The organism is Nocardioides pelophilus (assembly GCF_014180685.1).
Classification (GTDB): Bacteria; Actinomycetota; Actinomycetes; order Propionibacteriales; family Nocardioidaceae; genus Nocardioides; species Nocardioides pelophilus.
Map to the genome: position 1 here is coordinate 1 of NZ_JACEHF010000053.1, position 22,167 is coordinate 22,167.

13 protein-coding genes and 1 pseudogene are annotated in these 22,167 nt (G+C 71.1%); 3 read left to right on the forward strand and 11 right to left on the reverse strand.

The genetic code is table 11. The features are described from left to right. Positions 1–429: SDR family oxidoreductase (locus H0488_RS10925; RefSeq protein ID WP_183099304.1), on the forward strand; the 429-nt coding region annotated here is incomplete at its 5' end. Here H0488_RS10925 and helR read toward each other — a convergent pair. The 5 genes from helR to H0488_RS10950 form a co-directional block, all read right to left on the reverse strand. Beyond that, positions 426–2,597, reverse strand: a complete 2,172-nt coding sequence (helR, locus tag H0488_RS10930) for an RNA polymerase recycling motor ATPase HelR (RefSeq protein WP_183099305.1) — start codon at positions 2,595–2,597, stop codon at positions 426–428. The genes H0488_RS10925 and helR overlap by 4 nt on opposite strands. Positions 2,598–2,752: 155 nt before the next feature. Further along, positions 2,753–4,402, reverse strand: coding sequence for a DUF885 domain-containing protein (locus H0488_RS10935; RefSeq protein WP_183099306.1), 1,650 nt, complete (start codon positions 4,400–4,402; stop codon positions 2,753–2,755). 183 nt (positions 4,403–4,585) lie between these two features. Next, positions 4,586–7,543: a (Fe-S)-binding protein gene (locus H0488_RS10940; RefSeq protein ID WP_183099307.1), complete on the reverse strand. Its 2,958-nt coding sequence runs from the start codon at positions 7,541–7,543 to the stop codon at positions 4,586–4,588. Between the two features lie 142 nt (positions 7,544–7,685). After that, positions 7,686–10,220 (reverse strand): hypothetical protein, encoded by a 2,535-nt coding sequence (locus tag H0488_RS10945; protein ID WP_183099308.1) that lies wholly within the window; start codon positions 10,218–10,220, stop codon positions 7,686–7,688. Between the two features lie 238 nt (positions 10,221–10,458). Further along, the gene (locus H0488_RS10950; protein WP_183099309.1) at positions 10,459–11,748 is read right to left on the reverse strand and encodes a choice-of-anchor P domain-containing protein; all 1,290 of its coding nucleotides are present in this window, start codon (positions 11,746–11,748) and stop codon (positions 10,459–10,461) included. Positions 11,749–11,902: 154 nt separating this feature from the next. Here H0488_RS10950 and H0488_RS10955 point away from each other — a divergent pair, with 154 nt between their 5' ends. Next, positions 11,903–13,381 (forward strand): M1 family metallopeptidase, encoded by a 1,479-nt coding sequence (locus tag H0488_RS10955; RefSeq protein WP_183099310.1) that lies wholly within the window; start codon positions 11,903–11,905, stop codon positions 13,379–13,381. Between the two features lie 512 nt (positions 13,382–13,893). Beyond that, entirely contained in the window at positions 13,894–15,417 is a 1,524-nt protein-coding gene (locus H0488_RS10960; protein WP_183099311.1) for a hypothetical protein, read from the forward strand. Here the strand turns inward: H0488_RS10960 and H0488_RS10965 are convergent. The 6 genes and pseudogenes from H0488_RS10965 to H0488_RS10990 form a co-directional block, all read right to left on the reverse strand. Then, positions 15,348–16,658 (reverse strand): serine/threonine-protein kinase, encoded by a 1,311-nt coding sequence (locus H0488_RS10965; protein ID WP_183099312.1) that lies wholly within the window; start codon positions 16,656–16,658, stop codon positions 15,348–15,350. The genes H0488_RS10960 and H0488_RS10965 overlap by 70 nt on opposite strands. A 96-nt stretch (positions 16,659–16,754) precedes the next feature. Further along, entirely contained in the window at positions 16,755–18,248 is a 1,494-nt protein-coding gene (locus H0488_RS10970) for a dihydrolipoamide acetyltransferase family protein (RefSeq protein WP_312856289.1), read from the reverse strand. 2 nt (positions 18,249–18,250) lie between these two features. After that, positions 18,251–19,231 carry an alpha-ketoacid dehydrogenase subunit beta gene (locus H0488_RS10975; protein WP_183099314.1) on the reverse strand — a complete coding sequence of 327 codons (981 nt, stop codon included), beginning with the start codon at positions 19,229–19,231 and terminating at the stop codon, positions 18,251–18,253. Then, a complete protein-coding gene (gene pdhA / locus H0488_RS10980) occupies positions 19,231–20,388 on the reverse strand; it encodes a pyruvate dehydrogenase (acetyl-transferring) E1 component subunit alpha (RefSeq protein WP_376768464.1) in 1,158 nt (385 codons plus the stop codon). Before pdhA ends, H0488_RS10975 begins: the two co-directional genes overlap by 1 nt. Before the next feature lie 233 nt (positions 20,389–20,621). Next, complete coding sequence (locus H0488_RS10985) at positions 20,622–21,542, reverse strand: cation diffusion facilitator family transporter (protein ID WP_183099316.1); 921 nt, start codon at positions 21,540–21,542, stop codon at positions 20,622–20,624. A 67-nt stretch (positions 21,543–21,609) separates the two neighbouring features. Continuing rightward, positions 21,610–22,167, reverse strand: a pseudogene (locus tag H0488_RS10990) (hypothetical protein); the annotation flags it as partial.

Genomic DNA, 22,167 nt, shown 5'->3' on the forward strand with positions numbered 1-22,167 from the left:
TGGCAGCAGATGCTCGACGTCAACCTGACCGGCGCGTTCCTCGGCATCCGCGCCGCCGCCGACGCGCTGATCGCCGCCGGTGGCGGCTCGATCATCAACACCTCCTCGATCGAGGGGCTGCGCGGCACCCCCTGGGCGCACGGCTACGTCGCGTCGAAGTGGGGCCTGACCGGGCTCACCAAGTCGGTCGCGATGGAGCTCGCGCCGCACGGGATCCGGTGCAACTCGATCCATCCGGGCCGGATCAGCACCCCGGCCACCGACCAGATGCCCGAGAACCTGATCCCGATCCCGCTCGGCCGCCCCGGCCGGCCCGAGGAGGTCGCGGCTTTCGTGGTCTTCCTGGCCAGCGACGAGTCGTCCTTCACCACCGGCGCGGAGTTCGTCGTCGACGGCGGCACCGTCATGCACATCCCGACCAACATCTAGCGAAGGACCACCAGCCGCTGCGTCGCCCGGGTCATCGCGACGTAGCGGTCGACCGCTCCTTCGATGCCCCCGCGGCCCGCACCGCCGAACGAGTCGGGATCGACGAGCACGACGAGGTCGAACTCCAGGCCCTTCGACAGCTCCGGAGTGAGCGACCGGACGCGCGACGTCGCCGGCAACGCACCGGCCGGGATGTCGCCGACGCCGATGACGCAAGCGACGCCCTCGGCATGCTCCGCGAGCCAGGAGTCGAGCACCGTCCGCAGGTCCGCCACGTCGCCGTACGCCACGGGTACGCCGGTGCTGCGGACCGAGGTCGGCACGTTGGCGTCCGGGAGGGCGGCCCGGATGACCGGCTCGGCCTCGGTCATCACCTCTTCCGGCGTCCGGTAGTTGATGCTCAGCGAGGCCAGCTCGACCCGGTCGAGCCCGATCCGCGCCAGTCGTTCCTCCCACGACTCGGTGAACCCGTGGCGGGCCTGGGCGCGGTCGCCGACGATGGTGAGGCTCCCGGACGGGCAGCGGATCAGCAGCATCTGCCACTCGGCGTCGGTCAGCTCCTGCGCCTCGTCGACCACGACGTGCGCGAACGGCCCGGCCAGCAGGTCGGGGTCGGCCTGGGGCAGGGCGGCGTCGTCGACGAGGGCGTCGCGGATGCCGTCCTGCCGCAGCTGCGCCAGCATGCCGTCCTCGTCGTCGAGCTGGAGCAGCTCGTCGACCACGCGGTCCATCTGGGCGCGCTCGGCTGCGACCACCGCATCGTGGCGACGCCGGCGGCGGGAGGCCTCGGGGTCACCGAGCCGGTGCCGCGCGGCGTCCAGGAGCGGCAGGTCGGAGGTCGTCCACGCCTGCGGATCGGCGCGCTGCAGCGCGCGCACCTGGTCGGGCTCGAGCCACGGCGCGCAGCGGCGCAGGTACGCCGGCACCTCCCACAGGTCGCCGACCAGGTCGGTCGGCTCGATCATCGGCCAGGCCCGGGCCAGTGCCGTGGTCAGCTCCCTGTTCTGCCGCAGCGCCCGGTGCAGCTGGTCGGTCGGGATCTCCTCCTGGTCCACCTTGTCGGCCAGGATCGTGACCAGCGCTTCCCAGACCTCGTCGCGCGCCTCGTTGTGCGGGGTTCCGGGAGCCGGCGCATCGAACGCCTCCGCCCAGTCGTCGGCGCTGAGCCACAGGTCCACCCACGGGGTCTCGACCTCCATGCCCTCGGTCGGCGGCTCCTCGTAGAGCCGGACGGCCGGCTCGATCGCCCCCACCATCTCCGCGGACGCCTTCAGCCGCGCCACCTCCGGGTCGGTCTCGGTCGCCGCCGCGGCCCCCTCGGGCACCAGGTCGCGCAGGGTGCAGGTCCGCACGCCCTCCTCGCCGAGGCTCGGCAGCACGTCGGCGACGTAGGCCAGGTAGGGCTGGTGCGGGCCGACGAAGAGGACGCCGCCCCGGCGGTGGCCCAGTCGCGGGTCGGCGTAGAGGAGGTACGCCGTGCGGTGCAGGGCCACGACCGTCTTGCCCGTGCCCGGCCCGCCATCGACGACGAGGGCGCCGCGCGACCCGGCCCGGATGATGGCGTCCTGGTCGGCCTGGATGGTGCCGAGCACGTCCTGCATCCGCGGCGACCGGCTGCTGCCGAGACTGGCGATGAAGGCGGACTGGTCGTCGAGCGCGGCGGCGTGTCCGTCGTACCCCTCGGGGGTGAAGACCTCGTCCCAGTAGTCGCTGATCCGGCCCAGGGTCCAGCGGTAGCGGCGCCGGCTCGCCAGGCCCATCGGGTTGGCGTGGGTCGCACCGAAGAACGGCTCCGCCGCGGGCGAGCGCCAGTCGACGAGGAGTCGCCGACCGTCGCGGTCGGTGAGGCCGGCGCGGCCGACGTACACCGGCTCGCTGCCGTCGGAGCCGACCATGTGTCCCAGGCACAGGTCGAGGCCGTACCGGCGCAGCGTCCGCAGGCGCGCGGTCAGCCGGTGCACCTCGAGGTCGCGGTCCATCGCCTCCTGGCCGGCGCCGCCCGACTCCCTGCGGGCGGCGTCGAGACGGTCGGAGAGGTCCGCGACCGACTGCTCCAGGCTCCTCGCGATGGCGGCGAAGTGCCGCTCGTCGTCCGCGATCAGGGCAGGGTCGGCCTTGGCGGCAAGGCTGGTGGGCAGGTCGAAAGCGCTGGTGGCCAGCGGGTTCACGTCATCGGCTCCGATCGCGGCGTTCGATCAAGGGGGCTACGGCCGGTGATTGTGGGCCCTGACGGGGGTCTTGCGGCAAGCCCCCCTGAGCGCTATACCTTGAGAGTGGAAAGGAGCGGGACTCCTTTCCACTCTCGTTTTTCAGGCAAGGCCCGTCAGGTCAGCCGCCGCGCGACATGGTCCGCGAGCACCGAGAGCGGCAGCGCCCCCGACTCGAGCACCGCGTCGTGGAAGGCCTTGATGTCGAACCGGTCGCGCTGGCGCTGCTTCGCCGCGTCGCGGATGCGCAGCATCTCGAGCCTGCCGATCATGTAGGACAGCGCCTGACCGGGCGTCACGGCATAGCGGTCGATCTCGGCGGTGGCGTGGCCGACGGACTTCTCCGAGTTGGCGAGGAGGTAGTCGATCGCCTGCTGCCGGGTCCAGCCCAGCGCGTGCATGCCGGTGTCGACGACCAGGCGACAGGCGCGCATCGAGTCGGCGGCGAGCATCCCCATCCGGTCGAGCGGAGAGCCGTAGAGACCCATCTCGTCGGCCAGCCGCTCGGAGTAGAGACCCCAACCCTCGCTGTACGCCGTGACGAACGCGGTCTTGCGGAAGTCGGGGATGCCCTCGAGCTCCTGGGCGATCGCGATCTGGAGGTGATGCCCGGGGATGCCCTCGTGGTACGACGTCGACTCGATCTCGTAGCGCCCCCACCCCTCGGGCTCGGACACGTTCATGAAGAAGACGCCGCCGCGACTGCCGTCCATCGCCGGCCGGAAGTAGTAGGCGATCGCGCCGCTCGTCGTCGGCTCGACCTCGCAGTCGGACTGCGGCAGCCGGCCGAACCAGTCGCCCATCACCCCGCGCGCCTTGGCCATCGCGGCCTTCGACGCCTCGACGATCTCGTCGGCGCTGGTGTGGTGCAGAGCAGGATCGTCGCGCAGCGCCGCGAGGATCGACGGCACGTGATCGGTGCCGACGACGGCCGGCCCGAGCTCGGCGTACTGCCGCTCGAGCTCGGCCACCTGCGCCAGCCCGATCTCGTGGATCTCCTGCGGCGTCAGGTCGGTGGTCGTGTAGTAGCGGGTGAGCGTCGCGTAGGCCTCCTCGCCGCCGGGCACGTGCCGCAGCCCGACCTGCTCGTCCTCCCGGGCGACGGGCATCACGTCGTCGTAGAGCACGGCGCGGTACGTCGCGAGGGCGGGGCGCACGTCGTCCTCGACCACCTGCCGCAGGCCGGCGATCAGCGCGTCGCGGTCGACGCCGTCGGGAGTCGCGGCGATCTTGAGCAGCCGGTCGTCCGCAACCGGAGAGGTGAGCCACTCGTCGAGCTGCGCGATGGTGTCGGCGACGGCGAACGCCGCCGGGGTGCGGCCGGCAGCGACGCCATCACGGTGCCGGTCCGCCAGGTCGGTGAAGTACGTCGCCACGCCGCGCAGCTTGTCGACCATCGCATCGGCCACCTCGGGGGTGGGGATCGACAGCTTCGGGATGTACATCCCGAGCGAGGCCTGGGCGCCGAAGATCGGGTTGGCGCCGTACTCGGCCGAGCGGAGCTCGCCGAGCTCGGCCGTCGACGTGGCGTCCCAGACCAGCACCGCCCGCGACAGCCGCTCCTGCTCGTCGAGGCCGTCGTCGGCGATCGCCTCGGCTCGCGCGGCGAACCCCCGCGCCTCCGCGGCGCCCGCCGCCTCGGCAGCGGCGCTGACGTCGGTGTAGGTGCCGGCGACGGAGTACTCCCCCGTCATGTGCGCCCACATCGGGTTCTGGCGGTAGCGGAACTGCTGGTACTCGTCGGCGAGGCTCGCGATGTCAGTCACGGGCCCATCTTGCCTGCCCGTGGGCTGGTTCAGCCCGGCGGTTCCCGCGACCAAGCGGTCGTGTGCCTGAGACCGCGTCATATGCCGTTGTCAGGCACACGACTCCGCCGCCGACCGATGCCCCCGATGGGTCGTGTGCCTGAGACCGCCTATTGCGGGGTTCTCAGGCACACGACTCGACCGTCAGAGGTCGAAGAGAGAGCTCGCCTCGCTGATGTTGGTGTCGGTGCGGGGCTCGTTCTTCTCGCCCGATGAGGGCGCGGGGGACTTCGCCGCCGGCTTGTCCTCGGCGGCAGGCTCCTCCTCCGCAGGCTCCTCCTCCGCAGCAGGCTCCTCCTCCGCGGCAGGCTCCTCGGCAGCAGGCTCCGGCGCAGCAGTCGGCTCGGGGGCGGCCTCGACCACGTCGAAGAGCGAGCCGCTCAGGTCGGCCTCGGCCGGGGCGGGAGCGGCCGGAGCCGGCTTCGCCGCGGGAGTCGGCTTCGTCTCGGCAGCGGGCTTCGTCTCGGCCGGCTTCTTCTCCTCCGCCGGAGGAGCGGAATCCGCCACGTCGAAGAGCGAGCCCCCCTCGTCGAACAGGGAACCGCTGGCAGCGGGCTTGGCCGGCGCGTCCGGCTTCGCCTCAGACTCCGCCTCAGACTTCGCCTCGGGCTTGGCCTCCGCGGCCGGCGCCGCATCGAAGAGCGACCCGCCGGACGACTCCTTCTTGGCAGCCGGCTTCTCGGCCTCGGCCGGGGCCTCGTCGAAGAGCGACCCGCCCGACGACTCCTTCTTGGCGACCGGCTTCTCGGCCTCGGCCGGCGCCTCGTCGAACAGCGACCCGCCCGAACCGGACGAGGCCTTCGCGGCGGCGCCGACGGCGGCCGGGTCGTCCAGCTCCTCCTCGGCGGCCTTCTTGGCCTTGGCCGCGCCGGGCTTGGCGCCCTCGCCCGGCTTGAGCTTGGTGGCGACCTCGCCCTTGACCGACGCGAGGAGCATCTGCGCGACGTCGAGGACCTCGACCTCCGCGCGGGCGGAGCCGTTGTCCTGGGCCTCGGTGAGACCGTCGGCCAGCATCACCCGGCAGAACGGGCAGCCGACCGCGATCTGGTCGGCGCCGGTGGCGACCGCCTCGTTGGTGCGGTTGACGTTGATCCGCTCGCCGATGGTCTCTTCCATCCACATCCGGGCACCGCCGGCGCCGCAGCAGAACGACCGCTCGCCGCTGCGCTCCATCTCGGTGACCTCTGCCCCCGGCATGATCTGCAGCAGCTCGCGCGGGGGCGTGTAGACCTGGTTGTGGCGACCGAGGAAGCACGGGTCGTGGTAGGTGATCTTGCGCTGGTGGGCACCCTCGCCGGACGCGACGGGAGTCAGCTTGCCCTCGCGGACCAGCCGGTTGAGCAGCTGGGTGTGGTGGATGACGTCGAGCTCGATACCGAGGTCGCGGTACTCGTTCTTGAGCGTGTTCATGCAGTGCGGGCACGTGGACACGACCTGCTTGGCCTTCGCGTCCTTGAGCGTCTCGATGTTCTGCTGGGCCAGGCCCTGGAACACGAACTCGTTGCCCGCGCGGCGCGCCGAGTCACCGGTGCAGGTCTCGCCGTTGCCGAGCACCCCGAAGGAGACGTCGGCCAGGTCGAGCAGCTCGGCCACGGCGCGCGTGGTCTTCTTCGCCCGATCCTCGTAGGCACCGGCGCAGCCGACCCAGAACAGCCAGTCGACCTCGTCGAGCGACTCGATCGTCTCGCCGACCACCTTGACGTCGAACGGGAGGTCCTTGGCCCAGTCCATCCGACCGCGCGGCGACATGTTCCACGGGTTGCCGTTGTTCTCGAGGCCACGGAAGAGACCGTTGAGCTCGGAGGGGAAGTTGGACTCGACCAGCACCTGGTAGCGCCGCATGTCGGTGATGTGGTCGACGTGCTCGATGTCGACCGGGCACTGGTTGACGCAGGCACCGCAGTTGGTGCAGGACCACAGCACGTCGGTGTCGATGACCGCGCCGCCGTCCGGGTGCCAGGCGAGGCCCTCGGTCTCACCGACGAGCGGGCGCTCCGCCTCGGCGACGATCGCCGGGTCGAGCGAGCCGCGCTTGTCCTCGGACGCCAGGTTGTACGGCGCCGCCGCGAACGCGTGGTCGCGGAGGTTCATGATCAGCATCTTGGGAGACAGCGGCTTCTCGGTGTTCCACGCCGGGCACTGCGACTGGCAGCGGCCGCACTCGGTGCAGGACGCGAAGTCGAGCACGCCCTTCCACGAGAAGTCGTTGATGTTGCCGATGCCGAGCGTGGCGTCCTCGTCGAGGTCGTCGACATCGTCGAGGGTGACCGGCTTGCCGTCGTTCATCATCGGCTTGACGGCACCGAGCGCCACCGACGTCTTGTTGCCGCCGTCGCCGATGGACGCCGCGTCGGGACGCTTGAACATGACGTTGAGCGGCGCGACGAAGATGTGCAGGTGCTTGGAGTGGAGCACGTCGATGAGGAACACCAGCATGATGCCGATGTGCAGCAGCAGGCCGACGTGCTCGACGACCTCGAGGGTGTCGTGGTTGATCCCGTCGAGCAGGCGGCCGACCGCCTGCGAGGCGAAGGCACCGTCGCCGTAGGGCAGGTTGCCGGCAGCAGCCGCGGCGCCGCGGAAGAGGAACATCGTCCAGATGACGTTGAAGATCATGAAGAGGACGAGGTAGGCCCCACCGAGGTGGGAGCCGGAGAACCGGGACTTGCGGCCGAGCTTCGCCGGCTGGTTGCGCATCCGGATGAGGTAGAAGAGCACGAGGCCCACCAGGCACAGGACGCCGATCAGGTCCTGGGCGAAGCCGAGCACGTCCCAACGACCGACCACCGGGATGGCCCACTCCGGGTTGCGGGACAGGAGTACGCCGTACGCCTCGACGTAGACCGTGCCGAGGATCAGGAACGCGTACATGACGAACGAGTGCGCGATGCCCGGGATCGTCCACTTCAGCAGCCGACGCTGGCCGAGCACCTCACGCAGCTGGCCGCCGACGGCGGCCGCGGTGCGCTTGGTGATGTTCTCCATGCGGTCCGGAGCCGGCTGACCGTGGGAGATCAGGCGGTACAGGAAGAACACCCGCTTGGCCGCGAGCGGCAAGATGATGGCGTTCAGCAGCAGCCCAACGACGAGGGTCACGGTCATTCCGTCCAACGTCAACACTCCAAAGCTCCGGGGAATCGGGGTCAGACTACGGAATCTCGCGTCCGTTGGTCAGAACCGGGGCTGGCGGCCCAAGTGCTGGATCTTACCCGCAAGTAACCTCTGCTTCAGAGTGAGGATCGCCTCACCCGATGCGGACCACCTTGCCGGTCTTGTCGAACTCGATCTTGACCATGACCCGCGGGTCGGAGGCCGTCTTCGCGCACACGCCGAACGTGTTCCCGAGGCGCCGGAAGGGCTGACCGACCCGACGCATCACCTGCGTCGTCGTCAGGCCCGGCTCCACCAGGTCCTTCACCCTGCTGACGGTCTTGCGGAGGCCCGGGTTGCGGCACGAGTCGGGCGCGATGCCGAGCGCCCGCTCCCACATCTGGAGGTAGGCCTCCGTGCCGCGCGCCATGTCGTCTCGGATCGCGTCGCCGTCGCCGGCGTCCTGAGCGTCGGCGACCATGCCGAGGTCCTGGACCCAGTCGGGGTAGAGGCCGTACTGCGCGACGCCGTCGACGTTGATGTCCCAGACCCGCTCCCCTGCCCGCTGCTTGTCGATCTGGACTCCGCCGAGGCCGGTGAACGGATAGCTGACCGGGTTCGGCACGTCCGCACCACGCGGGTCGCCCTGCGCGCCGAAGCCGTTGATGTCGGCGCCGAAGCCGATGCCCCAGTAGTAGCGGGGGTCGGCCCACTCGACGTGCTGCCGCCACTTGTCGACGAAGCCGGTCGAGTCGCCGGCGTACGGCGTGATGAAGCCGCCGGCCTGGTAGATCCGCGGGTAGGTGTCAGGGGTCGACCAGGAGTGGCTCGAGAGGACGCCCGGGTAGCCGAGCTCCTCGATCAGGTCCATCGACGCCTGTCGCGCCTTCACGCTCATGTGGTCGGGGTCGAAGATCATGTGCCGCTGCGCCAGCGCGCGGATGAGGTGCTCACCCAGCTTGGTCAGTCCGCGCTTGTTGCAGTGCGCGGGCGGCGGGTAGACCGGCAGCGCCGGCACCTCGACCGCGCCGCCGAACAGCTCGAAGATCGCGCCGAAGATCGCGTCCTGCTCGGGCAGGGCCGGCAGCTGGGTCTGGTTGTTGTCGTGGCTCACGCCGTCGGCCGGCTCGCAGTGCTCCATCTGCCAGAAGGACAGCGTCTCGAGGAAGTTCGCCGAGTTGACCAGCACCCCGACCTCGCCGGAGTCGCCGGCGACGCCCGCCAGCGCGTTGTCGAACTTGTTGACCAGCTCCATCTGACGAACGCCGAGCGCGTGCATCTCGTCCAGGTTGGCGTCGATCTCGGCCGCGTCGCACGCGGGCCGGTCCTTGCCGAGCACGATCTTGACCGTGCAGCCGAACGGGATGCTGGTCTCGATGCCCATCACCACCGCCATCTTCCCGGCGTTGATGACCTGACGCGCCTCGTACGGCGTGCGCACGATCCGGTAGAAGCCCTTGCCGGGCCCGCCGAACTGCGCGTCGACGTAGTCCTGGAACTCGTACATGTCCTGCGCCTGCAGCCGGATCGAGTCCATGTCGTCGCAGGAGTTCCGCTTGAGCGGGTAGAGCTGGCAGAGCTTGTTGTTCTCGACCAGCAGGTTGACGAACAGCCGCTGTCCGCCGCGCCACGCGCGCTCGAGCCACCGGTAGTAGGTGCCCTCGTGGGTCAGCGACTCCGGCGCGGGCCAGTCCTTGAAGGTCGGCCAGCCGACCGGGTCGTGCGACGCCTCACCACTGAGGAACGCCTCCAGGATCGCGCCGTTGCCCTGGGTCAGGGAGTGGTCGGGACAGTCGACGAGCGCGTACGGCGCGCCGTACTCGTGCCACGGCCGGCCGCAGTGGACCTTGCCGCCGAGGAACTCGAAGGCCATCCCGTGGGTGTGCGCGTCGACGTATCCGCGCACCTCCTGGTACGACGTGGCGCCGCCGTACGGAGCCCCCGTGATGTTGATGTCGGCCTCCGGGTAGTCCGCGCAGTCGCCGCTCGCGAGCCGCAGCCGGAACGCGGACGCCTGGGTGCCGCCGACCAGACCGCCACCGGAGGCGGCCAGTGAGTCGCCGGCAACGTTGCGGAACACGAACCGGCCGGTCGCGCCCCGCTTCACGGTCCAGTCGGCGTCCGGGCTCGGCTCGGCGACGATCTCGACGGTGCCATCGGTGCTGGCGAGCACGCCGTCGGCGGTGTGGAGGAGGTAGCCGCCGAGACGGGTGGCCTTGAAGAAGAGCTGCGCGGCCCCAGCAGCCGGGACGGCAGCCACGCTGACCGACGTGCCGTCGCGCACGACGTAGGCGCCCGACGGCGCCTGCAGCGTGTAGCACGCTCCGGCCATCGCGAACCGGGTCTGCGGCACGGTGGTGCGCGCCGGATAGGCCGGGGTCGGGACCAGTCGGGGGTCCGGGAGGGCGCGTTCGCGCTCGACGTACGACGCCGAGGCGAGCCGCTGCTCGGCGGTGGTCGGGTCGACCGTCCCCTCCTCGAAGCCGGCGCGGGAGATCAGGTTCTTGGTGGCCGGGTCGGCGTCGTGGTGGTGCGGGTCCGCTCCGGGCGGGTCGACGTGCGGCACGCCCTGCGCCTGCTGGTCGCGCTCGGAAGCGGCGACCAGGTCGACCGTGCCGCCGATGCCGTCACCCGGGACCGACAGCGCGGCCGCCACGACGGCTGCCGCTGCCAAGACCGAGAGCCCCACCCGCACAGACTGCTTCCGCTCCACGCCGACCCCTTGCTTCCACCCGTTCGACCGGCGGTCGAGGTGACCGCCGCCACCTCCTCAACGACGCAGGCGGCCCGAGGCAACGGCCTCTAGGTCGAATGACCTGAAACCGCACCCGGGGTCTGCCTGCGTGTCGACGCACTCGGTGTCGACGAAAAGGACGAAGGCCGCCCCCCTCGCGGGGAGCGGCCTTCGTGTGTTCAGTGCGACCGGGTCAGAGGATCGCCTTCTTGACCTGGGTGCGCGCGACGCCGAGGTCGATCACCGCGCCCACACCGTCGAGCAGCGTGATCCGGAGCGCGATCACCTCGATGCCACCGCGGATCAGCGTCTCCACGCCGAACTCGATCTTCGCCAGACCCGGGATCTCGAGCGTGCCGGTGTCCGGGATCTCCTGAGGCTCACCGTTGGCAGTGATCGAGATGAACTTCGTCCCGTTGCTGTTGCGGATCAGCTTGCCGGGGCGACGGATCACGTTGGCGCGAGCCACGATGCCTTCGATGATGAGCTGGCCACCACCGAGGTTGACCTCGGCGATCGAGCCCTCGGTCCACGCACGGGCCCGGCGACGGCCGGCCTGCGTGCCGAAGACCTTGGCCTGCGCAGCTCCGACGGAGACGGCGGACGGGATGTCGAGGCCCACCGTCTTGGTCTGCTTCACGACACCGCCCGTGCCCTCGCAGGGGAGCGGCTTCGTGGGCAGGCGACCCACGGTGACGATGGTGTCGTCACCGACGTTGAGCACCTTGCCCTTGAGACCGGCTGCGTAGCCGCTCATCAGCGAGTTGACGACCTCGTCGGTCATCCGGGCCCGCGAGAGGGCGATCTTGACCTTGGTGTTGGTCGGGAGGATCTCGATCAGCAGGCCCTGGGCACGCGCGAAGATGGAGTGCGCGCGCTTGTCGACCTTGTTCTCGCCGAGCGTGATCCGAAGCAGGCCCGGGATCTCGATCGGGGTGCCGGGGGCCGGGATCGCGATCACCTGCGGGTCACCGCCGGGAGGCGTGAGCACGACGCCGGCGACCTCGGAGTTGACCTCCGAGTGGAAGCCCTGGGCGTTGTGCCAGACGCGAGCGGTCGAGGTCACGGCACCGAGCGAGAGGCTGCCGAGAGCCGACTCGAACAGGGTGATGCCGGCGAGGGCGTGGTGCGAGACCGCCGTGACGGTCTTGCCCTTCTTGACCGTCGCGACGCGGGTCTCGAGCGCGTCGATGGTGCCGAGACCGGGAAGGTCGACGCCCGCGACGCCGTTGGACCGGTTGAGGCCGGCGAGAGTGGTGCACGCGATGTGCGCAAAGCCGGTCGCACCCGACGAGGCCGGAATCTCCCCGCCCTTGATCAGCGTGCCGTAGCCCATCGCGTGCAGGCCGAAGTTGGTGGGCCGCGGCGCTGCTGCGGCAGATTGGGTGGGCACCACGGGCGCGGCGTGGCTCGGACCACCCGGGAGCAGGATCGCGCTGCTGATCATGGCGAGCAGCGCACCCCCTAGGGCAAGACGTCGCATTGGAAAAGTCTCCTTAAGACAGATGTGTCCCGGCCGGCCCTCGAGAAATCGGCCGAGCGGCGTGGCGATCGTAACCTCTGGTCAGATCGCTGGTGATGCATATGTCTAACGTCGGACAACGTGTTTGGACACGTGTCACGGGCATGATGTGCCAGTGATCCGCCGATTCCCTCGCATTGTCGCTGCTGCGGCCCTTCTCTCGCTGGCCGTGGCGGGTTGCGACGACACCAGCGGAGGCGGTGACAGCCGCCCGTCCACGCCGCCGCCGACGGGCTCCGCGTCGCCCGAGTCGCCCGGCACCGACGTGCCCGACGACACCGAGGAGGCCGTCAACGAGACCCGTGAGGACTCGGTCTACCCGGAGGTCGGCGACCCGCTGGTCGATGCTCTCCACTACGACCTCGCCCTGGCGTGGACTCCGGAGTCCGACACCCTGGTCGCCACCGAGCGGCTGACCTTCCGTGCGACCGCCGACGCGGACCGCGTCCAGCTGGACTTCGACGACGCCCTGGCGATCGAGACCCTCACCGTCGACGGCGTGGACACCGCCTACGACCGGGCCGACAAGGACCTGGTGGTCCGGCACGCCGTCGAGGCGAACGAGGAGTACCTGCTGGAGATGACCTACTCCGGCACTCCCCAGCCCTTCGACGCCCCCACCCAACGGTCGGACTTCCGGCTCGGTGTCGGGTGGCACGTGACCCCGGAGCACGAGGTGTGGACGATCCAGGAGCCGTACGGCGCGTTCACCTGGTACGCCGTCAACGACCAGCCCGCCGACAAGGCCTTCTACGACTTCACGCTCACCGTGCCCGAGCCCTGGACCGGCGTCGCGAACGGCGAGCTCACCGACACCACCGTGGACTCCGGCCTGCGGACCAGCACCTGGCACCTGGCCGAGCCCGCGTCGTCGTACCTCGTGACGGTGGCGTTCGCCGACTACACGCCGACCGAGCTGCAGTCCTCGCGCGGCATCCCGATCACGATCTGGGGTCCCACGGACGATCCGGAGGCCATCGGCGAGACGGAGTACGCCGGCGAGGCCATGGACTGGCTCGAGCAGTACCTCGGGCCCTACCCGTTCGACACCTTCGGGATCCTCATCTACGACGGCGAGAGCGGCATGGAGACCCAGACCATGGTCACCCTGGGCGCGACGCCGTACGCCACCTCGAGGGCGGTCGTGATCCACGAGCTGGCCCACCACTGGTACGGCGACACGGTCACCCCCGCCGACTGGAGCGACGTGTGGATGAACGAGGGCATGGCGATGTACCTGCAGGGCATGTGGGAGGCCGAGGAGGAGGGCATCACCATCGACCAGAAGATGGACGACTGGGCGCTCTTCGAGGGCGACGAGCGCGACTACGCCGGCCCGCCGGGTGACTACGACCCGACCAACTTCGGGTCCGGCAACATCTACTTCGGTCCCGCGCTGATGTGGCACGAGCTTCGCCAGCGGCTCGGCGACGACGTGTTCTTCGGGTTGCTCCGCGACTGGCCGGCGGACCAGGAGAACGACACCGCCGACCGCGTGGAGTACCTCGCCTGGATCGAGCAGGAGACCGGCGAGGAGCTGAGCGACTTCTTCGACGCGTGGCTGCTGAGCCCCACGACGCCGCCGCGCGACTGAGTCGCGACGTCGGTCGAGGAGGTCGCGCAGCGACCGTCACGAGACCCCCCCGCTCGTCGGTCGAGGAGGTCGCACAGCGACCGTCACGAGACCACCCCCCGCTCGTCGGTCCAGGAGGTCGCACAGCGACCGTCACGAGACCACCCCCCGGTCGTCGGTCGAGGAGGTCGCGCAGCGACCGTCACGAGACCACCCCCCGGTCGTCGGTCGAGGAGGTCGCGCAGCGACCGTCACGAGACCACCCCCCGGTCGTCGGTCGAGGAGGTCGCGCAGCGACCGTCATGAGACCACCCCCCGGTCGTTGGTCGAGGAGGTCGCGCAGCGACCGTCACGAGACCACCCCCCGGTCGTTGGTCGAGGAGGTCGCACAGCGACCGTCATGAGACCACCCCCCGGTCGTCGGTCGAGGAGGTCGCGCAGCGACCGTCACGAGACCACCCCCCGGTCGTTGGTCGAGGAGGTCGCGCAGCGACCGTCACGAGACCACCCGAACAACGACCGGAGGACGAACGATGCGCCTGCTCCCCGTTGCGCAGGCCGTGGCCGCCGCCGCCGGCCTTGCGATCCTGACCGGCCCGTTCGCCCCTGCTGCCGCGGAGGACCCCGGCCTGCCGCCGATCCCGGCCGTGCCCGGGCTGCCGATCCCGTCGCTGCCGACCGACCTGCTGGTCCCGCAGTTCGAGGGCGCGGAGGCGACGCCGCGACCGATGACCGCGCCCGTCGTACCGCAGAACCCGTACCTCGCGCCCAACGGCCGCAGCAGCATGCACAACGACGCCTACAGCACCGACGCGTACGCCGTCAGCGGGCCGGTCGGGCACGACCTCACGCTCCGGTCGCGGAGCTACGGCGTCCGCGAGTGCGCCACCATCGCCTTCGACTCCCGCGACCGGATCGTCGGGCTGTGCGGCGGCCTCGAGGGCTTCACGATGATGGTGGTCGACCCCGTCTCCCTCGATGTGATCGACGAGCTCCAGATCTCCCAGCGCGACCTCACCAGCGGCGCCAACCCGCTCACCGACATCTGCGGCGGCACCTACTTCTTCCTCGACCCGGACGACCACGCGTTCGCGACCACGACGGACTCCGGCATCGCCGAGGTCGAGGTGGCCGCGGACGGGACCCTCACCCGGGTCGAGGACTGGCCGATGGCGTCCTACCTCGACGAGGGCGACTGCCTGGTCGCCACCGGTGTCGACTGGAACGGCCGGCTGTGGTGGTTCAGCCAGCAGGGCGTCGTCGGCACGCTCGACCGCGCCACCGGCCAGGTGAAGGTGGCCCGGCTCCCCGCCGGCGAGGGCATCTTCAACTCGGTGTCCGGCGACGAGACCGGCGCCATGTACCTCGTCACGACGCACGCGACGTACCGGATGGACGCGGCGCTCTCGGGCCAGCCGCGCGTCACCTGGCGCCTCCCCTACGACCGTGGCACCCAGCAGAAGCCTGGGACGTTGTCGCAGGGGTCCGGCACCTCGCCGACCCTGATCGGGAAGCGGTGGATCGTGATCGCCGACAACGCCGAGCCGCGCACCAACGTCGTCGTCTACGACCGCCGGCGCGGGATCAGCAAACGGCTGCACTGCCGGGTGCCCGTCCTCGCGGCGGGCGCGAGCGCGACCGAGAACAGCCTGGTGGCGGCCGGCAGCTCGGTGATCATCGAGAACAACTACGGCTACAACGGCGTCCAGGCGACGATGCTCGGCCGGTCGACGACCCCCGGGATGGCGCGGGTGCTCATCCAGTCCGACGGCTGCCGGGTGGCCTGGACCAACAACGACGTGATCGCTCCGACGTCGGTGCCGAAGGCGTCGCTGGGCAACGGTCTCGTCTACGCCTACACGAAGCCGGTCCGCAACGACCTGATCGATGCGTGGTACCTCACCGCGATCGACATCCGCACCGGCAAGGTCGCGTGGAGCAGGCTGACCGGCACGGGGATCCAGTGGAACAACCACTACGCGTCGATCTATCTCGGACCGGACGGCACCTTGTACGTCGCCACCGTCGCCGGACTGATCCGGCTGGCGGACGGCTGACCCGCTGACGGGCTGACCGGCCGACCGGCAGCGGGGACCGGCTCGAACACGCACGACACGCTGACGTCGATGATGGTGGCGAGGATCCCGGGGTCGACGCCGGCGTCGGGGTCGACGACGAGCTCGAGGTCCTCGTCGAGGACGCCCTGCTGCCGCAGGTCGGCGGCGCCGGTCCGCTGCACCAGCGCGCGGGCCGCGCAGTCGGCCTCTGCCTGACCGAAGCCGGCCCCCTCGACCAGCGCCGCGGCGATGTTGTCGACGGCCGTCTGCTCGTCGTCGGGCGCCCACGCGCCGACCGCGACGACCAGGCCGACCAGGCCGGCCGCGACGACCGCCAGCAGCACGGGGGCCACCGCACGCGGGGTGCGCCGAGCGGGCGACGGCGCTCGGTGGTCGCGGAGCACCCGGCGCAGGTCGTCGCGCAGCGCGCCGGCCGACGGGTAGCGCTCGCCCGGGTGCTTGGCCATCGCCCGGCGCAGGATCCGGTTGACCTCGCGGTCGAAAGGCCCGGCGCCGGCGAGCTGCGGGATCGGGGCCGACGCGTGCGCGCACGCCAGCGCGTCGTCCGTCGTACCGGCGTACGGCGCGCGCCCGGTCAGCGCCGCCCACAGGAGGCAGCCGAGCGAGTACAGATCGCTCGCCGTACCGGGCGGTCCGCCCGCGTGCACCTCGGGCGCCAGGTAGCCCGGCGTGCCGACCACGCCGCGCGCGGTCGGCCCGTGCTCGGAGTCGTCGCGGTGGGCGATACCGAAGTCCGCGAGGTACGCCGTCACCTCCTCGCCGCGGACCCGCAGCAGCACGTTGGCGGGCTTGATGTCGCGGTGGACCAGGCCCGTCGCGTGGGCGTCGGCGAGGCCGGCCGCGACCTGGGCGACCAGGTCGAGCGCGACCCGCGGGGGCGGCGGGCCGGAGCCGGCGATCAGCGCGCCGAGGTCGCCGTCGGGGATCAGCCGGGACGCGAGGTAGAGCGCGCCGTCCGCCTCGCCGTGGGCGAACACCGGCACCACGTGCGGTGAGTCGAGCGACGCCTGGGCCTGCGCCTCGTGGACGAACCGCGCCCGGAAGGTCGGGTCGCCGGCGAGGTGCGGCGCGATCACCTTGAGCGCCACCCGGCGCTCGAGCGCCGGGTCGACCGCCTCGAAGACCACGCCCATCCCACCCGCGCCGAGCCGGCGGACGATCTCGTAGGGACCGATCCGCTCACCGGGCTCGGGGAACGTCCCGTCAGGCGGCGTGGACACCCACCGTTCCTACCGCGCCGTCCCCCCACCGGCCAGCCGCTCTCCACAGCCGCCCCGGCTCCGCCCGATCCGCCCCTCGTCGTGGGGTGCGAGAAGTCAGAACAGCAGGGCGGTGGCGGGATCGCTGATGATGCCGGCCACGTCGGCGAGGAACTGCGACCCGGTGGCGCCGTCGATGTGACGGTGGTCGAAGGACAGCGCGATCGTGGTGACCTGACGCGGCACGACCTGGTCGCCCACGACCCACGGCTTGGGCTGGATGGCACCCATGCAGAGGATCGCGGACTCGCCCCGGTTGATGATCGGGGTGCCGGCGTCGACGCCGAACACGCCGACGTTGGTGATCGTGAAGGTGCCGGACGCCATGTCGGCCGGCTGGGTGCGGCCCTCGCGGGCGGTGGCGGTGAGCTCCTCGATCGCACGCGCGAGCTCGACCAGGCTGAGCGCGTGAGCGTCCTTGACGTTGGGGACGACGAGTCCGCGGGGCGTCGCCGCCGCGATCCCGAGGTTGACGTAGTGCTTGACCACGACCTCCCCGGCGGCCTCGTCCCAGGTCGAGTTGATCATCGGCGTGCGGCGCATCGCGAGCAGCACCGCGCGGGCGAAGACCAGCAGCGGGGAGACCTTCACGCCCTTGAACTCGCGCCGCTCCTTGAGCCGCGCGACCAGGTCGAGCGTCGCGGTGGCGTCGATGGTCATCCACTCGGTGACGTGCGGCGCGGAGAACGCCGAGTCGGTCATCGCGGACGCCATCATCTTGCGCACGCCCTTGATCGGCTCGCGGGTCTCGCGCTCGCCGGGCGCTCCGCTGGCCGCGTAGCCGGGGCCGCCGGGCGTGGGCGTGTCGGAACCCGGTGCGCCGGCCGCCTGCTCGACGTCGGCTCGCGAGACCGTGCCGTCGGGACCGGTCGGCTCCAGCGAGCGCAGGTCGACACCGAGGTCCTTGGCGAGCTTGCGGACCGGCGGCTTGGCGAGCACCCGGACGTCACCCGCGGCCTCGGTCGCGGCCGGCGTCTCGGCGGGCAGCGACACGGGACCGGCCGTGGGCTCCCCGGCCGCGCGGGCCTGGTGCTCGGCGTCACCGAGCACGGCGGAGACGATGTGCTCGACCTTCGCGTGCTGGTCGGTCGCGTTCTGGTTGTAGAGGTCGTGGACGTCGGCGCGCGCGGTGCGCTCCCCCGCGGCCTCGACCAGTGGCCGCCGTGCCCGGCGGGTGGGACCGCGGTCGGCCTTGTTGCGGCCGACCAGGGACTCGCCCTCGCCGCCGCCGCTCGCCGCCGGGTTGGACAGGTCGATGACCATGTCCGCCTTCGGGTCGGACGCCGGGCTCTCCGGAGCCTCGCCGGTCGCCTCGGCGGGAGCGCCGATTGCGATGATCGGGGTGCCGACGGGCACGGTCTCGCCCTCGGCGACGAGGATCGCGGTCACCTCGCCGGCGTACGGCGACGGCAGCTCGACCAGCGACTTCGCGGTCTCGATCTCGACGACGACGTCGTTGATGGCGACCTGGTCGCCGACCTTCACCTTCCAGGTCACGATCTCGGCCTCGGTGAGGCCCTCGCCGACGTCGGGGAGCAGGTACTCGGGCACGGTCACATCTCCAGACTGCGGTCGACGGCATCGAGGACTCGGTCGAGGTCGGGGAGCCACTCCTCCTCGATCCGCGACGCCGGGTAGGGCGTGTCGAAGCCGCCGACGCGAAGCACCGGAGCCTCCAGCGAGTAGAAGCACTCCTCGGTGATCCGCGCCGCCAGCTCGGCTCCGAGGCCGAGGTTGACGTGAGCCTCGTGGACGACGACGGCCCGGCCGGTGCGACGTACGGACTCGTAGACCGGGCCCATGTCGAGCGGCGACAGCGTGCGCAGGTCGATGACCTCGAGCGAGGTGCCGTCGCCGGCCGCGGCCTCGGCCGCGGTGAGGCAGGTCTTGACGGTCGGGCCGTAGGCCAGCAGTGTCGCGTCGCGCCCCGGACGGACCAGGCGCGAGGCGAACAGCGGACCGGGCTCGACGGTGTCGTCCAGCTCGGCCTTGTCGGCGTGGTACTGCCGCTTCGGCTCGAGGAAGATCACCGGGTCGTCGTGGGCGATCGCCTGCTGGATCATCCAGTAGCCGTCGACCGGGTTGGAGACCGCGACCACCTTGAGCCCCGGGGTGTGCGCGAACTGCGCCTCCGGCGACTCCGAGTGGTGCTCGACGGCACCGATGCCGCCGCCGAACGGGATCCGGATGACCATCGGCATCTTGACCCGGCCCTGGCTGCGGAAGTGCAGCTTCGCGACCTGGCAGACGATCTGGTCGTAGGCGGGGTAGACGAAGCCGTCGAACTGGATCTCGACCACCGGCCGGTAGCCGCGCATCGCCATGCCGACCGCGGTGCCGACGATGCCGGACTCGGCGAGCGGGGAGTCGATCACCCGGTCCTCGCCGAAGTCCTTCTGCAGCCCGTCGGTGATCCGGAACACGCCGCCGAGCTTGCCGACGTCCTCACCCATCAGCAGGACCTTGTCGTCGGCCTCCATCGCCTTGCGCAGGCCCAGGTTGAGGGCCTTCGCGAGCGTCACCTTCGTGGTCATCAGTGCGCCCCTTCGAACGTCGCGAGGTAGGCCGCGAAGCCGTCGCGCTGGGCGACCAGCTCCGGCGTCGTCTCGGAGTAGACCCGGTCGAAGATGTCGAGCGGCTTCGGGTCCGGCATCGCCTTGCAGCCCTCACGCAGCGTGTGGCCGAGCGCGGCGGCCTCCTCGGCGAGGTCGGCGAAGAACTGCTCGTCGGCGAGCCCGTTGCGCTTGAGGTAGACCTCCAGCCGTGCGATCGGGTCCTTGAGCTTCCAGCGCTCGACGTCGTCGGAGACGCGGTAGCGGGTCGGGTCGTCGGTCGTGGTGTGCGCGCCCATCCGGTAGGTGTAGGCCTCCACCAGCGTCGGGCCCTGCCCGTCCCGGGCCCGCTGCAGGGCGGCCTGGGTCACGGCGTACGTCGCGAGCACGTCGTTGCCGTCGACCCGGAGGCCGGGGAAGCCGAAGCCGAGCGCCCGCTGGAAGAGCGGGATCCGGCTCTGCCGCTCGATCGGCTCCGAGATCGCCCACTGGTTGTTCTGGCAGAAGAAGACGACCGGCGCGTTGTAGGACGCGGCGAAGATGAAGGACTCGTTGACGTCGCCCTGGCTGCTGGCGCCGTCGCCGAAGTGGGCGAGCACGGCGGCGTCGCGCTCGGGGTCGCCGGTGCCGACGACGCCGTCGCGCTGCATGCCCATGGCGTAGCCGGTCGCGTGCAGGGTCTGGGCACCGATGACGATCGTGTAGAGGCTGAAGTTGTACTCGGAGGGGTCCCAGTCGCCGTGGTCGACCCCGCGGAACAGACCGAGCAGCTTCAACGGGTCGAGCCCGCGGCACCAGGCCACGCCGTGCTCGCGGTAGGTCGGGAACACGAAGTCCTGCGGGCGGGCCGCGCGGCCGGCGCCGATCTGCGCGGCTTCCTGGCCGAGCAGTTGGGCCCAGATCCCGAGCTCGCCGTGCCGCTGCAGCGCCGTCGCCTCGACGTCGATCCGGCGGACCAGCACCATGTCGCGGTAGAAGCCGCGCAGCTGGTCGGCGGAGAAGTCCATGTCGAACTCGGGGTGGTGGATCCGCTCGCCCTCAGGGCTCAGGAGCTGGATCAGCTCGGGTCCGCCGTCTTCCTGCCTCGGGCCGAACACCTCCACGAGGTCGGGTCCGAAGCCGCCGTCTGCATGAGTCACGAGCACTCCTTCGTGTCGCCGGACCGCGGGATCTCCGCTGTCCGGTGGCCGGTCTCCTGAGCACAGACCGCGGGGGTGGTGCGGCCGTGTGAGTCAGGCCACAATCGTAGCGGCGGACACGCTAGCGGCGGGAAATCGCGGGCGACCAATCAGCAAGGACGTCCGATATTCGGTGGCCCGATAGACGGCCCCCCGAGCATCCGGTGCCGGTCCGGCGGGTCGACCCGGTGCCGCTAGTGCAGCTCGCCGAGGTCCTCGTGGGCCTCGTGCGAGAGCGGCTCGACCTGGAACGTCGCGTGCCGCACCTCGAAGTGGGTCGAGACGCACGCGCAGAGGTCGTCGAGGATCGGGCCGACGCCGCGCTCGGCCAGCGCCTCGTCGGTGACCGTGACGTGCGCCGAGAGGCTGGGGATACCGCTGGTGATCGTCCACGCGTGCAGGTCGTGCACGTCGACCACGCCGGGCACGCCGCACAGGTGGCGCCGTACGTCCTCGAGCTCGAGCCCGGCCGGGGCGATCTCGAGCAGCACGACGGCGGCGTCCTTCATCAGCACGACCGCGCGGGGCAGGATCATCACCGCGATCACCAGGGAGGCGATCGGGTCGGCGCGGTGCCAGTCCCAGACCCAGATCACGACACCGGCGGCAACGGCCAGGACCGAGCCGAGGAGGTCGGCGAACACCTCGTTGGAGGCGCCGCGCAGGTTGAGCGAACCGGTGTCCGAGCGCCGGAGGATCACCATCGAGACCGCGTTGGCCACCAGGCCGAACGACGCGAACAGCACCAGCTGGTCGGCGTCCACGTGGGCCGGGTCGGCGAGCCGGGAGATCCCGGCGTAGCCCAGGTAGCCGCACACGCCGAGCAGCACCAGGGCGTTGACCAGCGCCGCCAGCACCTCCGCCCGGTGGTAGCCGAAGGTCGAGCGCGGTCCTCCCGGCAGGCCGGCGACGTACGACGCCCCGAGCGCGAGCACCACGGCACCGGCGTCGGTGGCCATGTGGCCGGCGTCGGCGAGCAGGGCGAGCGAACCGCTCAGCCAGGCGCCGACCAGCTCGACGACCAGCACGCTGCCGGTGACGCCGAGCACCCAGCGCAGCCGCACCCGGTCGGCCGCGCGCCCGGCGGCGTGCCCGTGCCCGTGGCCGACTCCCATCACCCCAGCCTAGGAGGCCGAGCCCCCGGGTGGCGGACCTGTGACCAGGCCCGCCACCGTGGGGAGGTCAGATCAGCACGAAGAAGCTGACCAGCCAGGTCGTGCCGTCGTCGGAGGGGACCAGCGTCCAGGTCGCGGTGAACTCGGTGTTGTCGGGAGCGGTGACGGCGGCGATCATCGTCACCGAGCCGTCGCCGTTGTCGACCGGCTCCTCGAAGTCGTACACGGCGCCCGACATCTCGGCCTGCGGCGAGGCACGCTTGCAGCCGCGCTGGCTGCCGTACTCGCTCTCGAACCACTCGGGCGTCGACAGCCCCTGGACCGCCAGGCAGTTGCCTGTCACGAGCGAGTCGAGGTAGGCCTGCGACGTGATCGCCGGGTCCTCCGTCGGCCCACCGGCGTCGGTGGTCGGCGGGGCGACCGTGGTCGGCACCGACGTGTCGATCGTGGTCGGGATGGTCGTCGGGATCGACGTGTCGATCGTCGTCGGGATGTCGGTCGACGGCGTGACCGTCTGGGTGACCTTCCGCTTCGCGTCGTCACTGTCGTCGTCGCCGCCGAGCACCAGGACCGCGGCGGTGATGCCACCGCCGATCAGCACCAGGGCCGCCACCACGATCGCGAC

Bases quoted from the DNA above. Each gene is read 5' to 3' on its own strand.
- H0488_RS10960 (WP_183099311.1), top strand. From the start codon at position 13,894: ATGCGCCTGCTCCCCGTTGCGCAGGCCGTGGCCGCCGCCGCCGGCCTT.
- H0488_RS10940 (WP_183099307.1), bottom strand. From the start codon at position 7,543: ATGACCGTGACCCTCGTCGTTGGGCTGCTGCTGAACGCCATCATCTTG.
- H0488_RS10975 (WP_183099314.1), bottom strand. From the start codon at position 19,231: ATGACCACGAAGGTGACGCTCGCGAAGGCCCTCAACCTGGGCCTGCGC.
- H0488_RS10985 (WP_183099316.1), bottom strand. From the start codon at position 21,542: ATGGGAGTCGGCCACGGGCACGGGCACGCCGCCGGGCGCGCGGCCGAC.
- H0488_RS10950 (WP_183099309.1), bottom strand. From the start codon at position 11,748: ATGCGACGTCTTGCCCTAGGGGGTGCGCTGCTCGCCATGATCAGCAGC.